Here is a 15,224-nt window from a genome sequence, read left to right on the forward strand (position 1 = left end):
GGACTTCGGCGCGCCTCTCCCACCCTGTCTCTGATGCACATCTGCTCTGCGCTGGGCGGCCCCGTGGGCGCGGGGATAGGGGCGCTTGCGGGCGGGCTGCTCGGCCTGCTGTAGGGAATAGTCCTGCGCCGTGCCGGAAGGCGGCCTGCGAAGAAGGCAAGGAGCTTTTTTGGCCGGGGCAGGTCCGCGCACGGCGCAGGGAAATGTTGCATCACGCCGCCGGGCTCAGGGCGCACCGGAAGGGCCGCCCGGCCCGGCGTGAGGGAGCTTTCATGTTTGAAGGATACATATCCCCCTTTGCCGGGGAGGAAAGGAAGGAAAGGGACAGAAACGCGGCCTGGAACGCCGTCAAGGCGGACCCCGCCACGGCCGCCCTTGTGGCGGGGCTTTTTCTTCTGGCCAACAACGACGGGAGGCGGAGCCCGGGCAACCTTGTGGGCCGCGCCGGAGCCGACGCGCTCACGGCGCTGGGCGGTATGGAAGAGACGCGGCGCAGGCAGGAACGCTATGAACAGGAACTGGCGCTGGAGCAGGAAGAGGCCGAGCGCAGGCGCCGTTTCAACGACCTGCGGAACGAGCTTTCCCGGGCGCGCTACGACTTCGATCAGCAGAAGCACCTCGACGACATGCGTTACCGCGGGCAGAGGCTGGAAGAAGAGCGGGCGCGCCGTGCGGAACGCGCGGAGCGGGAGGCCGCGCGGGAAAAGGCGCGCGCCGAAAAGGAAGCGAAGAAGCAGGCGGCAGCGCAGGAACGCGCGGCAAGGCGGAACAGGCAGGCAAACGCTCCGCGGGGCATGGAGCGGCCCGCGCCTCCCGTGGTTCCCGCGCCGGAAAAGAAGCCGGAAAAGCTTCCCACCCTGCAGTTTTACCCGGGCGGGGCGGACGGGAACTTTTTCCTTCTGCCGGGTCTGCCCCATGCGGAAGCGCCCGCCCTTCCCCGCGGGGGAGAAGCCGCGTCTTCCGCGCAGCCGGAAGCCCTTGCCCTGCGGGGTAGAGAAGGCGTGCCCGGCGTGCAGGGGCCGTCCGCGGCAGGGCATTTTCCGGGCGTGGCGGCGGCAGAGACCGTGCAGCCTTTCGGAAACGGCATGCCTCAGGCGGCAAAGAACGCCGCCCGGCTGCTGGCCGACAACGAGCTTCTCCGCCGGTACGGCGGTCTGAACTGGAGCTGAACAAAGGGGGGGATATCCCCCCTTTTTTTTGTGATGCGGAAAAGGGCGGAAGGCGCGGGGCGTGGGGAAACGAGCGGAGGGGGAAGAACGTAGCGCGCGGGAAGGGCGGAAGGGGCCTGCCGTCTCCTGTGCGGCAAGGCGTCGCTCCCGGCCCGCGCGCCGCTTTCGCAGAGCGCGAAACAGGCTTCCTGTGCCGGAACGTCTGCAGCGCCCGGAACAGACTGCGCGGCCCCTCCCGCAGTACTTCCCCTGCCGGAACGTGCGAAACTCCCGCGGCACCCGGAGCGGGAGGGCAAAAGCAGGGCGCTCCGCCCCTGTGCCGCGCGGCCCCGCCGTGCCATGCTTTTCCAAAAGGAGTGTTGCCATGGCCATATCGAACTACAGCACAAGCCCCGATCAGAATACCGCCATATCGGGCATCAACATTGCGGAAGGGTGCCCGCCTTCGGGCATCAACAACGCCATCCGTCAGCTCATGGCCGACGTGAAAACCTATGCCGATACCGTGGACGCGCGCAAAACCCTGCCCTCGCAGAGCGGCAAGTCGGGCATGTTCCTCACCACCAACGGCACCACGGCAAGCTGGGCAAAGGTGCAGGGGCATACGGTATCCTCGTCCGCGCCTTCCGGCGGGTCGGACGGAGATGTGTGGATTCAGTACATCGCATAGGCGGCCCGGGCGCGTTGTCCGGCTTTTTTGTTTTCTGCACGGTCGCGTCGCGCAGTTTTCCGGGCCTTTCCGAGTCCGGGCCGGGCGCGGCGTGTTCCGGGCTTTTCTTTCCGTGCTGTTCCGGCAACACACGGTCAACCTTTTCAGGGAGCGGCTATGTCCGAATATCTTCTCACATGGAACGGCGCAGAGGGGCGCATCCTTTCCGGGGGCTTCTACCTCATGACGGAGGAGCCTTTTCCCCTGCCTTTTTCCTGCGCGGCCCTTTATTATGAACCTGCGGCGGGCAACGCCTTTCTGGTGGAGGAAAACGGCGCGCAGCGGAGCCTTTCCTCTGCGGAAATTGCGGCCGTGCGCGCCTGCTGCGATACCTTCTGGAAGGAGCACGACTTTCCCGTGCACGCCTATGACGCGGCGTCGGGCCTGTATGAAGGAGCCATGAGCAAAAGCGCGGCCGAGGCGGCGGGGTACGCCTTCCGCGTGAACGAAGTTCCCGATCATCCGGCCAGCAAGTGGACGAGAGAGGCGTGGGAACGCCTTGCCATGACGGTGCTGGACGACGGCACGGTGCGCGAATGGCCGGAAAACATCTGCGCCCAGTGCGTTCTGGGCTTTACGGAGGCGGAAAAGGCAGCGCATGTTCCCGACAGGCCGAGCATGTACCATGTATGGGATATCGCCTCCGGCTCATGGAAGGACCCTCGCAGCCTTGAGAAGGCGAAGAGGGACGCCGCCTCCTCGCTGCGCGTGGATTTCGAGCTTCTGCGTCACGCCGTGAGTCAGGACGGCTACTTCACCCCGAGCTATGAAACCGAAACCTGGACGTGGCAGGTCATGGAGGCGCGCGCGTATCTTGCGGACGAGAGCGCGGAAACGCCCTATATCGACGCCTTCCTTGCCGCCCGGACCGATGCCGCCGTGCCGGAAAAGAAGGCCCTGTGCGAGGATATTCTCGCCAATCATACGGCCTTTCTTGCCGCCATGGCGGCCGTGAACGGCGCCCAGTGGGGCTACCTTTCCCGCGTGAAGGCGGCCGCGACCAAGGAGGAATGCCTTGCCGCGCAGCGAGAGGCGCACGAATACTGCCTTTCCTCGCGCCGCACGCTGGAGGTGTGACATGCCGGTACAGGTAAGGGTGAGCGGAAGCTGGAAAAAGCAGAAACATGCCTATGTGAGGGTATCGGGAGCGTGGAAAACGGCCCTGAATACCTTTGTGAAGGTATCGGGAACGTGGAAGAAGGCCTATACCTACAGCTATGCCTATTCGGATTGGAGCGAGTGCTCCCGGGGCTGCGGCGGGGGCACGCAGACGCGCACGGCCTCCTGCAGGCGTTCCGACGGGCAGACGGTTTCCGATTCCTTCTGCACGGCCTATGGGGCGAAGAAGGGCGCGCTTTCGCAGGCGTGCAATACGCAGGACTGCTACGACGGCGGGGAATATACATCCAATGCCACCTTCACCGCACCGCACGACGGCACCTACCGCTTCACGGTGTACGGGGGCGGAGGCGGGGGCGGCCAGGGCGGCAGCGGCTACTACAACGCCCAGGACGGCTATGTCACCGCCGGGGGCGGCGGAGGCGGCGGAGGCGGGGGCGGATATTTCACGACTAAGGAACAGTACCTTTCCGCCGGACAGACGGTTTCGCTTTCCATAGGCGGCGCAGGCGCGGCCAATTCCGGCCGGGGCGGTACAACCAGCCTGGGAGGGAGCGTTTCCGCTTCCGCCGCGGGCGGCTATGGAGGGAACGCGGGCGGCCAGGGCGGCGGAGCCGGGAGCAGCAATCACTGGGGAGGCGGAGGCGGCAGCGGAGGAGGAGGCTCCGCCAACGGCGGCAACGGCAACGGCGGTTCGTCCACCTGGTCGAGCATCAGAGGGCAGAGCATTTCCGGAGGTTCCGGCGGCGGAGCCGGACAGGGCGGCCGCTGGGGCGGCACGGGAGGCAGCGGCGGAGGCGCAGGCAGAACCGTTGACGACGTCACCGCAGGGAGCAACGGCGCCGCGGGTTCCTCCGGCATGGTACGGGTGGAATATGTGAGCTGACGGGAAGAAGCGCCGGGCGCGGAAGGAAAAGACGCCGTGTTCCCCGGGCCCGGCGGGGGGGCGTTCGCATGCCCGGCAGACAAGTCTGCGGAAGATTCCCCTGCACAATCCGCTTTTTCCGGCGCGGCAGACCAGACGCGGCGCAGGCCCTTTCCCTTTCCGGGAGGGGCCTTTTTTCATGCCCTCCGGCAGGCATGCCCGGCCCCGCACGGCGGGCGCGCGGCCTGAGACGGCGGAAAAAGAGTGAAAAGGTTGTTTATAAAAAATAAAGAAAAACAGTGTATTGCGACATCATGGAAGAGGGGAGGAACCTGCTTGAGTTTTCAGGGAAATTAAGCCATTAATGCAGCTGTTGCATGACAGTAACGGCCCGGGAGGGAAAAGCGAATTTTTTCCCTGTGTTCGGGGGGAATTTTCATGAAGATGCGGCGGCCGGATCTGCATGTGGAGCAGGTTCTCCCGCCTTCTGCATTGCGTGTCGGAATAAGGTTCGCGTGGCTTTCAGCCACGGCGCATTGCCGTTTTTTCCGTGAGCGTCTTTTATCGGCGACGGCCGTGCGTCATGGAAAAATCATTCAACAGCATAGTTTCAAGGGGAGCGTCATGAAAGGTATTCTTCTTGCCGGCGGAAGCGGCACGCGGCTGTATCCGTTGACCAGGATCACCTCGAAGCAGCTTCTGCCCGTGTACGACAAGCCCATGATCTACTACCCGCTGTCGACGCTCATGCTTTTCGACATCCGGGAAATACTCATCATATCCACCCCGCAGGACACGCCGAACATTGAAGCCCTGCTGGGCGACGGTTCGCAGCTCGGGCTGAAGCTTTCCTACAGGGTGCAGCCGGAACCCGGGGGGATAGCGCAGGCCTTCACGCTGGGCGCGGATTTTGTGGGAGAGGACGACGTGTGCCTCATTCTCGGCGACAACATCTTCTACATGGGCGACCAGATGAAGGTGTACCGCCGCGCGGTGAAGCAGAACACCGGGGTGCGCGCCACCATTTTCGCCTACCATGTTTCCGACCCCGAACGCTTCGGCGTGGTGGAGTTCGACGAGAACCGCCGCGCCCTGAGCATTGAGGAAAAGCCCGAGCATCCCAAGTCGAACTACGCCTCCGTGGGGCTGTACTTCTACCCCGGAGACGTGTGCCGGAAGGCCGCCACGCTCCGCCCCTCGGCGCGCGGCGAGCTGGAAATCACCGATCTCAACAACATGTACCTCAGGGAAGGCCGCATGAGCGTGGTCCCCATGGGGCGCGGCATCGTGTGGCTGGATGCGGGCACGCCCGATTCTCTGGCCGACGCCACGCACTTCATGCAGGTCATCGAAAAGCGTCAGGGCCTGAAGATTGCCTGCGTGGAGGAAATAGCCTACCGCAAGGGCTTCATCGACGACAAGGGCATGAACGCGCTTATCGAGAGCATGAAGAAGGGCGCATACCGCGAGTACTGCATCAAAGTTTTCGAGGAAAGCCATGAACTTTATTAAAACGGCCCTTGAGGGCGTCTTCATCATAGAACCCAGAGTCTTCACCGACAACCGCGGCTACTTTTTCGAAAGCTACAGCAAGGCCGCGTTCGAGGCTGCCGGCCTTTTCTACGACTTCGTGCAGGACAATCAGTCGAAATCCTCCTACGGCACGGTGCGCGGCCTGCATTTTCAGAAGGGCGAGCATGCCCAGGCCAAGCTGGTGCGCGTGCTGGAAGGCGCGGTGCTCGACGTGGCCGTGGACCTTCGGCGCGCCTCTCCCACCTACGGGCAGCATGTGGCGGTGGAGCTTTCGGCGGAGAACAACCGCCAGCTCATGATTCCGCGCGGCTTTGCCCACGGCTTTTCCGTGCTGAGCGAGGTGGCGGTGTTCGCCTACAAGTGCGACAACCTGTACTGCAGAGAATCCGAGGGCGGCATACGCTTCGACGATCCCACGCTGGCCATAGACTGGCGCATCGACATGGCAAAGGCCCTTACCTCGGACAAGGACAGACAGCATCCTTATTTTGCAGAGTTTGAAACATGCTTCTAGTCACGGGGGCGAACGGTCAGCTCGGCAATGAGCTCCGGCTTCTTCTGGGCGAGGGGGCCGTGTATGTGGACAGGGCGGAGCTCGACATCACCGACGAGGAGGCCGTGAAGGCCTTTTTCAGGGAACGGAGCTTTGATTTCGTCATCAACTGCGCGGCCTGGACTGCGGTGGACAGAGCCGAGGACGATGCGGATGCTGCGGAAAGGGTGAACGTGCTCGGGCCGCGCAACCTTGCCCGTTACGGCCGCCGCGTGGTGCAGATTTCCACGGACTATGTGTTCGACGGCACTTCCAGCCGGCCCTACAGGGAAGAAGATGTTCCGAAACCGGTTTCCGTGTACGGCAGAACCAAGCTTGCCGGAGAAAAGGCCGTGCTTGAGGAGGCGGAAAGCGCCGTCATCATCCGTACGGCATGGATGTATTCTTCCTTCGGGGCGAATTTCGTCAAGACCATGCTCCGCCTGGGCGCGGAGCGCGAAAGCCTCGGCGTGGTGTTCGACCAGGCGGGCACGCCCACTTATGCGGCGGATCTTGCGGCCATTATCGTGACCGTATTGCCCCAGGTGCGGCCGGGCATGAAGGAAGTGTATCACTATTCCAACGAAGGCGTGGCGAGCTGGTACGATTTCGCCTGCGCCATCATGGAGGAAGCGGGCCTTTCCTGCACGGTTCGGCCCATAGAAAGTTTCGAATATCCCACGAAGGCGGTGCGCCCCGCCTACAGTGTGCTCAACAAGGCGAAAATCCGGCGGGACTTCGGTCTCTCCATTCCCCACTGGAGGGACGGCCTGAGGCGCTGCCTGGACAAGATGAAGGTCTGATACACGGGGGAGAAGCTTTTCAGGGTTTCTCCCCCGGCCTCTCTTGTCCGCTCTTCAACCTGCGAAACCATTCGGGAAGACAATATGAAATCCATTCTCGTCACCGGCGGGGCCGGCTTCATCGGCTCCAACTTCGTGCCGTACTTCTGTGCCAAGTACCCTGAGTACCATGTGATCAACCTCGACAAGCTCACCTATGCGGGCAATCTGGACAATGTGAAGGAATGCGTGTCCATGCCCAACTACACCTTCGTGCAGGGAGACATCTGCGACGAAGCGCTCATGGAAAAGCTGTTTACCGGTTACGACATCAGGGGCGTGGTCCACTTTGCGGCGGAAAGCCATGTGGACAATTCCATCAAGGGCCCCCGCGCCTTCATGGAAACCAACCTCATGGGCACCTTCACGCTCATCGAAACGGCGCGCCGCCACTGGATGGAAGGCCCGGGCAGGGTGAAGGCGGGGTATGAGGATGCGCGCTTCCATCATATTTCCACCGACGAGGTGTACGGCACCCTGGGCGAAACCGGCTACTTTGCCGAAACCACGCCCTATGCGCCCAATTCCCCGTATTCGGCGAGCAAGGCCGGGTCGGATTTCATCGTGCGCGCCTATCATCATACCTACGGTATGAACGTGACCACCTCCAACTGTTCCAACAACTACGGCCCCAAGCAGCACTTTGAGAAGTTCATTCCGGTCATCATTTCCCGGTGTCTGGCCGAACAGCCCATTCCCGTGTACGGCAACGGCGCGAACATCCGCGACTGGCTCTATGTGCTCGACCACTGCAAGGCCATCGACCTCATCTTCCACAAGGGCAGAAGCGGGGAAACCTACAATATCGGCGGCCACAACGAACGCGACAATCTCCAGATTCTGCACACCGTGTGCGCCATTCTGGACGAACGGCGTCCGCGTGCCGACGGCGCGAAATATGAAGACCTCATGACCTTTGTGGCCGATCGCCCGGGGCACGACCGCCGCTACGCCATCGACCCCACCAAGATCGTCACGGAACTGGGGTGGAAGCCCGATGAAAACTTCGAGTCCGGCATCGTGAAGACGGTGGACTGGTATCTGGAGAAACTGGGATAAGTTCAGAGGATACTGCCATGAAGATTCTTGTGACCGGCGCCAACGGCTATATCGGCGCGCATGTTGTTTCGTATCTGCTGGAGCACACTTCTCATGAGGTCGTGGCCGTGGATTTTGCCGATACATGGGTGGATTCGCGCGCGACGTTCCTTTCCCGGAACATTCTTGCCGATGCGGAGAATCCTTCGCTGTATGAGGAACTCGGCAGGCCTGAGGCGCTTATCCATCTTGCGTGGAGAAACGGCTTTGACCATAAGGCTGAATCTCATATTACCGACCTGCCCGGACATTATCTTTTCCTCAAAAATATGATTGATGCCGGGACGAAGTCTGTTTCTGTCATGGGAAGCATGCACGAGGTGGGCTACTATGAAGGCGTGGTAACGGAAAACACTCCCTGTGCGCCGCTTTCTCTGTACGGCATAGGAAAGAATGCTCTCCGTCAAAGTCTGCTGCTTTATGCGGAAGGTAGAGAGGTCAGCGTCAAGTGGCTGCGCGCGTATTACATTCTTGGAGACAATGCGCGCAACAAGTCCATTTTTTCGCGTATCCTTGGCTGGGAAAAGGAAGGAAAGAAGACGTTTCCCTTTACCCGGGGAACCAACAAGTATGACTTCATTTCCGTAGAAAAGCTTGCGGAGCAGATAGCGGAAGCCTCTGTACAGAATACTGTGGAAGGCATCATCAATGTTTGTTCCGGCACCCCTGTTGCACTCAAGGACATGGTGGAGAAATTCATAGAGGAGAACGGTCTCGGGATTCGTCCTGAGTATGGCGTTTTCCCCGACAGAAAGTACGATTCTCCGGCCATCTGGGGCGATTGCAGCAAGATTAACGCCATTCTTGCAGGAAGAGGATGATTTTCGACATGCAGAGCCCTGCTCGGAACATCTAGTCGACAGGAGAAGATATGTCCTCCATACAGATTCAGAGTGTATTGTATAAAAATGAGAAAGAGGCGCTGATCCGTTCTCTGGAAGCGGTGGAGAATGCCGTCGTAAACAGCCGGACTTCGGGTATCGACGCCGTTTCCGTCCGGTATGGCGACGCTTCCGAGCAGCCTTTGTTCAGTGCGGAGGAAATCGCTGCCTTGAACGAACGGCTGCCGCATGTTTCGCTCGAGTACTGCTTTTTCGGTTTCAACAGCGGATCGGCGCGGGGGCACAACTTGCTTGGGGATGGGTGCTCTGCCGATTACATGCAGATCATGAACCCCGATGTGATTCTGGCTCCCAGATTTTTCGATGAAATCATGAAGCCTTTCCGCAACCCCAAAGTAGGCATGGTGGAGGCCCGTCAGGTTCCTATTGAACACCCCAAGGAATACGATCCCGAAACCGGAGAAACCGACTGGGCGACGACGGCGTGCGCTGTTTTTCCCACCTCTCTTTTCCACAGGCTCAACGGTTTCGATGCCGATACCTTCTTTCTGTATTGCGACGATCTTGACTTTTCTTGGCGTGTACGACTGGAAGGATTCATCATTATTTATCAGCCTGCTGCCATGGTATTCCACTCCAAGCATCTGTCTGTGACATGCGGCTGGTGCCCTACGGCGGCGGAAAGATATTACAGCATGGAAGCGGCGTTGTTCATGGCCTATAAATGGTCGAACAATGAGCGTGTGGAAATGCTGTTGAATACCTGGAAACATAGTTCCGGCGATACGCGGCGTGTGTATCAGAAGTTCATGGAACTCAAGGAAAGCGGGAAACTTCCGAAGCAGCTTGATCCCCAAGGCAAGGTCGCCATGTTCCTTGGTGATTACTATTCCCCGAACAGATATACCCTGTAGCAGGCAAGAGCAGCGTGATGAGCGAACAGCATATCGATATGAAGAAGTTGGAAGCTGTATTCGGCAAGGAAACCAATATAGGCAAAGTCTTTCAGCTCCTCGAAACCGTCTGCGAAGCCGATCGGGAAGAAAGTTCTTTCGTCAGAAACTACCTTCCCATGGTGAAGGAGACGCAGCAGAGTGAAGAAAGGGTTTTTCTGTCCGTACTTACCCGTACGCAGGGACGCCGTCCGCAGGAGCTGAGAGAAACGCTTCTCTGTCTTTCCGCACAGACGGATATGGATTTTGAAGTTCTCCTTGTGGGGCATAAGGTCAGCGAAAATCAGGAAAAGGAGATCAGGGCCATTATCGACGAGCAGGTGGAGTCGCTTAAAAAGCGTATCAGGTTCCTCAAGCTGGATCACGGCAACAGAACCGTGCCGCTGAACTTCGGTTTCGCCCATGCCCGCGGAGAGTACACTGCCATTCTGGATGACGATGATGTGGTTTTCGCCGACTGGGTGGAGCAGTTCCACAACGCCGCCAAGGAACGGCCCGGTACGCTTCTGCACACCTATGCGGCCTGTCAGAACTGGATGAAGCTGAACAAGGGCAGCTTCGTCGGTACGGTTCGTGCCTGCGACAGTCCGAAGGACATATACTGCAAGCCGTTCTTGTGGCCGGAGCAGATGCACTGCAACCATTGTCCTCCTGTGGGGCTGGCCTTTCCTACCGCCATATTTCAGCAGCTGGGCGTCATGTTCGATGAATCCCTGTCGACGACGGAAGACTGGGATTATCTTCAGCGTGTCGCCATGCTTGCCGGTGTTACCGACATAAAGAAGGTGACGTGCATATATCGCTGGTGGGTGAATACGGAGTCTTCTCAGACCGTACACTCTAAGGCGGAGTGGAACTATAATTACGAACTTATTCAGAAAAAGATGTGCTCCTTGCCTATGATATTTCCGGAGGCGGGGACTAGGCAGCTTCTTGAAATGTTCAATCCTCCCAGTACTGTTCAGGAGTATATTGCTGAAGTGGGAGAAGATGATTTTATCAGCAATCTTCATTCCAGAGATGTACGCAAATTTATAGAATCCTATATCAGCAATAAGGTAAAGAAAATGATGGGGAAAAAACCGTCGCAAAATATTCACTTCAAAGAATTGAAGCGTCTTGTAAGAATGTATATAATGAAAAAACTTGGAAAGAAACATAAGTAATATGGAAAAGAATACTGTTATGCACGGAAGAAATAATAACTTCAATATTCTTCGATTTGTTGCTGCAATTTTTGTTATTGTAGGACATATGTACTATATTACCGGTTCTGTGCCGTTTGTCGTTTACGGACAGGCAGTAAGCACCATAGGTGTGAAGATATTGTTTCTTCTGAGCGGATATTTTATCACCATAAGTTATTTAAGTGATACGGGCAGGCATCATGTCGTCAAATATTCCATAAAACGAGTGTTCCGCATTTTTCCTGCTCTGATTTTCGTAGTGGTGGCCAGTATGCTGATCGGTGCTTGTGTGACGTCGCTTCCGTTGAAGGAATATTTCGGCAGCACGCAGTTCTGGGAGTATCTGGACAATATCCGCATGTATCCGCGATATGTGCTGCCGGGGGTGTTTACCGGAAATCCATATCCTGCTGCCGTCAACGGTTCTCTCTGGACCATGCCGGTGGAACTTTTCATGTATGTCTGCGTGCCGCTGTTCTGTCTGTTTCACAGTTGCCTTGGAAAAATTCCCGGCGGTGGTATCGGCATACTGTTTGTCCTGATAACGCTGCTCAGTATGGTTCTCCCCGCCGTGGGCATAAAGCGAGCGGTATTGTACGGTACGGACTGGTGCTCCGCGCTGGCTATTTTACCGTATTACCTTGCTGGCTGCGCCTATGCGCTTTTCAGAAAGTATCAGCATTTGTGGAATCTGCAGCTTGCTGCTTTTCTTATGTTTCTTCTGGGGTGCTGTTCTCTGGGGCAGGTGATGAACGAACTGCTGTTTCTCGCCGTGTTTCCTTATTTCATTTTTTCCTTCGGCTGCAGCGAAAAGCCGTTTTTTGCACGTTGTTTTGAAAAATACGACCTCTCCTATGGGATGTACCTGTGGGGATTTCCCGTACAGCAGACGCTGGTTTATGCTTTTCAGGGAAGTCTTCCGTTTGCAGGATACCTTGTGCTTACGGTGGCCATAGTCATGGTAATGAGTTTTCTTTCTTTTGTTTTTGTAGAAAAGCCCATGATTTCCTGTGCCAGAAAATTGGTCGCAAAGATCTGATCATGAAAAAGGGTTTGAAGGAAAGGAGCGATTTTCATAAGCTGTGGCAAAGCCCCGCTTGGGGAAGACGCTTGTCATGAGAACCGTCTGAACGACAAGAACGGATTTTTTTCTTGCCGACGTTGAAGCCTCGTAAGGAAGGATCGGAAAGATGACGGAATCGAATAATCGAAACCGCCTTGCTTGTTATGTTTTCTGGGAACAGAAGGGCGACGTGCATGACCATGTTGCGTATTATCTCAAGGGACTTCTTGAGGTGGCCCGGGACGTGGTCGTCATTGTGAACGGAGAACTTTCCGGACAGGGAAGAAAACGCCTGGAAACGCTGGGCGTGGATTTTTTCATCCGGGAAAATGCCGGTCTGGATTTCGCGGCCTGGCAGGCTGCGCTTAAGCGTATCGGCTGGGACAAGCTGCTTCAGTACGACGAACTCATTCTCTGCAACTGTTCCTGTTACGGACCGGTATATCCTTTTTCCGAGATGTTCGGTGAGATGGAAAAGCGGGAATGCGATTTCTGGGGCATCAACCGTCAGCCCGATCTTCCCGGGAAATTCATCGGAGACTCCGGGAATCGCTTTCCTTTAAAAGGGCACATTCAGTCGTATTTTTACGTTTTCCGGCAGCAGGCGCTGAGGTCGGACGCTTTCCGTGAATGGTGGGGCGAACTGGTTCCCGCAAAAAGCTACTGGGAGGAGGTTCGCTCCCACGAGCTGGAGTTCAGCGGTTTTCTGGAAAGACACGGACTTGCAGGGGCTGCATATATGGATTTTGATAAGTACAATGCCCTTGCACCCGAAAGCGACGCCTGCAATTTGTGCGCCGACATACAGCTTGAAGACCGCAACCCTCTTGTGAAGCGCAAGCTTTTTTTGAGAACTTCTCCGGTAACGCTGAGGGTACTGCGTTTTCTGCAGACACGAACGTTTTACCCAGTGGAATATATTCTGGCGGATATGGCACGCAGTATACCGCATTCCCTGAGCAATTTCATAAAGTATGCGCTGCTGGCGCGCATCTGTTTTGGGAGGAGAAGAACGCATTACACCGTCAAAGCGGAGAAAATAAAAATTCTGCGGGAATACTGCCGTAAGCAGGGAAGATGAGGTTTGCCATGAAGATCCATGTGTGCTTTTCATCCGACAATAACTATGTTCAGCATCTTTCCGTTGCCGTGCATTCTGTGGTCGCTTCGAGAAAAAGCGGCGACGAGCTGGAAATCCATATCCTCGACGGGGGCATTTCCGAGGAAAATAAGACGCTGCTGTATAATGCTGTGCCGCAGGAGTGTGCAGACATTCATTTTGTCGCCATCGACGAGGAAAAGTTCCGCGACGCTCCCATACAGACCGTGCAGGGAACGCATTCCCATGTTACGCTTGCCACCTATTACCGGCTGCTGCTGCCCGAGCTTCTGCCGCATGTGGACAAGGTGATCTATCTCGACTGCGATCTGGTCTGCCGTTCCAGTCTTGCGGAACTGTATGCTCAGGACATGGGCACGGACTGGATTCGCGGCGTGGTGGATATCGACGAAAAGCGGCATGCCGAGCGGCTCGGGCTGGAGCGCTATGTATGCGCCGGCGTGCTGCTTCTGAACCTTAAGGCATGGCGGGAAGAGGGCGTGCAGGAAAAGTGCATGGCCTTTATCCGTGACCATGCGGACGTCATTGTTCTGCATGATCAGGATGTATTGAACGTGGTCTGCCGGGACCATCTTTCCTATCTCGATAAAACATGGGACGCGCAGGCCTGTGAAACGCGGCAGGGGCGTCTTTCCGGCTTCAACGATATTGCCCGCACGGCCAATATCATTCACTTCATCGGCGGCCGCAAACCGTGGCATCCCGGCTGCCGTCATCCGTTCCGGAAGGAATACTTCCGCTATCTCAGACTTACGCCCTATCGTGATTTCGTGTGGGAATACCGGAAGGCGTGGCTGCGTTACCTGCTGTGGCATACCAGGTATTCCCACGGTCGCAGGCGCTGGTATCTTCTGGGCGTGCGGATATGGCAGAAGAAGGACTGATGCCCCGCCTCATGAAGTTCTGAACACGGAAGCTTTTTGAAGCTTCGTGAAAAACACCTGTTCCCGCCCGGAAGAAGGACGCTGTCTTTTCCGGGCGGTTTTTTGTCGTGTACGGAAAGGCTTTTTTGGGGGGGGCAGAAGCGGCGGAGCCTTTTCCCATGAAGAAAGGAAGGTACGCTCCGCCCCGTATGTTCCTGCTTTCCCTCCTGATTCCGGGGCGGAGCGTTTTTTACCTTCCGCACGGGCGGGGAACACCGGTAAAGGGCCTTCGCCCGCCGGGGGACGCCCCTTTTCATGCATAGGCGGAGCATCCCTCGTGCAGGGAGCAGGCGTGGCAGTCCAGACTGTCGCGTTCCCGGCCCTGTTCCGGGCAGAGGATAAGTTCCGGCCGGTAGCGGGGCCGCTCCTTCGTCTGGGGCAGGGCGGGCGTTTTTGCTGGTTCCGGCAGGGGCGCGGGCTGTGCGTTCTGCGTATGTTCCTCTGCCTGAACGGATGTGTTTTCCTGTACGGGAGCGGCAGCGGGCGCGGCTTCTTCCTGCTTCTCCGTCTGGAGCGGGAGACTGGTCGATTTGCTGCGGTCCCCGGCCTTTACGGTACGGCGCGTTCCGCTCCGGGGAGCGAGCCCGGCCTTTCCCTTTTCTTCCGTGGTGGTTCCGGGCAGGGCGGCGCAGGCCTTGGCCGGAGAGGCGCTTTCGCCCGGCAGGGGAAGGCGGTTCCCTGCCCGTTTCTGCGTTGAAGAAGCGGCGGCGCAGGGGGCGCCTTCGGGGTCTGCGTCATGGGTGCTTCCGGGGGCGGGGCTGTTGCCGCGCTCGCCGTTCAGCTCTGAGGGATTGCCCTGTTCCTGCGGAATTCTGCTTTGTTCCAGCGCGTCCTGCAGAACATACGCAGGCAGAAGTTCCAGCAGAGCGGCCAGCAGGCGGCGTTCGGCCGTTTTTTCCCCGTGTTCGCCCGGGCGCGGAGTAAAGCGGCGCACGGCCCTGACGTTGCGCTCCATATCCCAGGCAAAGGCCTCCCACTCTCCGCCCGCATGTTCGCGCAGGCCGTAGGTCACATTGCCCCAGAGCCGGGCGGCGGTACGGGCAAGGCTCAGGGTGGGGCGGCCCTCCTCGTCGCAGAACAGGCGCTTCATGCGCGCATCGCGGCAGGCGGCCATGAGGCCGAGGCGCGCCGCTTCTTCGTTGCGCGGCAGGGAGGCGGCGGCAAGGAGCGCGACCTGCCGCTGTCCCCTATACACATCTAGATGTGCATAAGAGAAAGGGAGTGTGCAGCCACTCCTTTTGTCGCCATCGTCTAGGAAAAGATGCGCGC

15 protein-coding genes are annotated in these 15,224 nt (G+C 58.1%); 14 read left to right on the plus strand and 1 reads right to left on the minus strand.

The window, feature by feature from the left end; translation table 11 throughout:
• Positions 1-272: 272 nt before the first annotated feature.
• The 14 genes from CZ345_RS00070 to CZ345_RS00140 all read left to right on the plus strand — a co-directional run bounded on the left by CZ345_RS00070 (position 273) and on the right by CZ345_RS00140 (position 13,916).
• Positions 273-1,169, plus strand: coding sequence for a hypothetical protein (locus tag CZ345_RS00070; protein ID WP_077071173.1), 897 nt, complete (start codon positions 273-275; stop codon positions 1,167-1,169).
• Positions 1,170-1,533: 364 nt separating this feature from the next.
• Entirely contained in the window at positions 1,534-1,839 is a 306-nt protein-coding gene (locus CZ345_RS00075; RefSeq protein ID WP_077071174.1) for a hypothetical protein, read from the plus strand.
• 156 nt (positions 1,840-1,995) lie between these two features.
• Positions 1,996-2,955 (plus strand): hypothetical protein, encoded by a 960-nt coding sequence (locus CZ345_RS00080; RefSeq protein WP_077071175.1) that lies wholly within the window; start codon positions 1,996-1,998, stop codon positions 2,953-2,955.
• Position 2,956: 1 nt separating this feature from the next.
• Positions 2,957-3,883 (plus strand): thrombospondin type-1 domain-containing protein, encoded by a 927-nt coding sequence (locus tag CZ345_RS17525; protein WP_077071176.1) that lies wholly within the window; start codon positions 2,957-2,959, stop codon positions 3,881-3,883.
• Between the two features lie 603 nt (positions 3,884-4,486).
• The gene (rfbA, locus tag CZ345_RS00095; RefSeq protein WP_077071178.1) at positions 4,487-5,374 is read left to right on the plus strand and encodes a glucose-1-phosphate thymidylyltransferase RfbA; all 888 of its coding nucleotides are present in this window, start codon (positions 4,487-4,489) and stop codon (positions 5,372-5,374) included.
• The gene (rfbC, locus tag CZ345_RS00100; RefSeq protein WP_077071179.1) at positions 5,361-5,909 is read left to right on the plus strand and encodes a dTDP-4-dehydrorhamnose 3,5-epimerase; all 549 of its coding nucleotides are present in this window, start codon (positions 5,361-5,363) and stop codon (positions 5,907-5,909) included. The genes rfbA and rfbC overlap by 14 nt, the downstream gene beginning before the upstream one ends.
• Positions 5,900-6,730, plus strand: coding sequence for a dTDP-4-dehydrorhamnose reductase (gene rfbD / locus CZ345_RS00105; RefSeq protein WP_077071180.1), 831 nt, complete (start codon positions 5,900-5,902; stop codon positions 6,728-6,730). Before rfbC ends, rfbD begins: the two co-directional genes overlap by 10 nt.
• 84 nt (positions 6,731-6,814) lie before the next feature.
• Positions 6,815-7,828, plus strand: a complete 1,014-nt coding sequence (gene rfbB / locus CZ345_RS00110) for a dTDP-glucose 4,6-dehydratase (RefSeq protein ID WP_077071181.1) — start codon at positions 6,815-6,817, stop codon at positions 7,826-7,828.
• Positions 7,829-7,845: 17 nt separating this feature from the next.
• On the plus strand, positions 7,846-8,688 hold the full coding sequence (locus tag CZ345_RS00115) for an NAD-dependent epimerase/dehydratase family protein (protein ID WP_077071182.1): 843 nt from the start codon (positions 7,846-7,848) through the stop codon (positions 8,686-8,688).
• Positions 8,689-8,738: 50 nt separating this feature from the next.
• Positions 8,739-9,623 carry a glycosyltransferase family protein gene (locus CZ345_RS00120; protein WP_083717020.1) on the plus strand — a complete coding sequence of 295 codons (885 nt, stop codon included), beginning with the start codon at positions 8,739-8,741 and terminating at the stop codon, positions 9,621-9,623.
• A gap of 17 nt (positions 9,624-9,640) precedes the next feature.
• Positions 9,641-10,828, plus strand: a complete 1,188-nt coding sequence (locus tag CZ345_RS00125; protein WP_077071183.1) for a glycosyltransferase family 2 protein — start codon at positions 9,641-9,643, stop codon at positions 10,826-10,828.
• A 1-nt stretch (position 10,829) separates the two neighbouring features.
• Positions 10,830-11,888 carry an acyltransferase family protein gene (locus CZ345_RS00130; protein WP_077071184.1) on the plus strand — a complete coding sequence of 353 codons (1,059 nt, stop codon included), beginning with the start codon at positions 10,830-10,832 and terminating at the stop codon, positions 11,886-11,888.
• 151 nt (positions 11,889-12,039) lie between these two features.
• Positions 12,040-12,993, plus strand: a complete 954-nt coding sequence (locus tag CZ345_RS00135) for a rhamnan synthesis F family protein (protein ID WP_077071185.1) — start codon at positions 12,040-12,042, stop codon at positions 12,991-12,993.
• An 8-nt stretch (positions 12,994-13,001) separates the two neighbouring features.
• Positions 13,002-13,916 carry a glycosyltransferase family 8 protein gene (locus CZ345_RS00140; RefSeq protein WP_162274893.1) on the plus strand — a complete coding sequence of 305 codons (915 nt, stop codon included), beginning with the start codon at positions 13,002-13,004 and terminating at the stop codon, positions 13,914-13,916.
• Between the two features lie 292 nt (positions 13,917-14,208).
• Here the strand turns inward: CZ345_RS00140 and CZ345_RS00145 are convergent, their stop codons facing one another.
• On the minus strand, positions 14,209-15,150 hold the full coding sequence (locus tag CZ345_RS00145) for a hypothetical protein (RefSeq protein WP_077071187.1): 942 nt from the start codon (positions 15,148-15,150) through the stop codon (positions 14,209-14,211).
• Positions 15,151-15,224: the final 74 nt, after the last annotated feature.

Source organism: Mailhella massiliensis, assembly GCF_900155525.1.
In the GTDB taxonomy this organism is placed as follows: Bacteria; Desulfobacterota; Desulfovibrionia; order Desulfovibrionales; family Desulfovibrionaceae; genus Mailhella; species Mailhella massiliensis.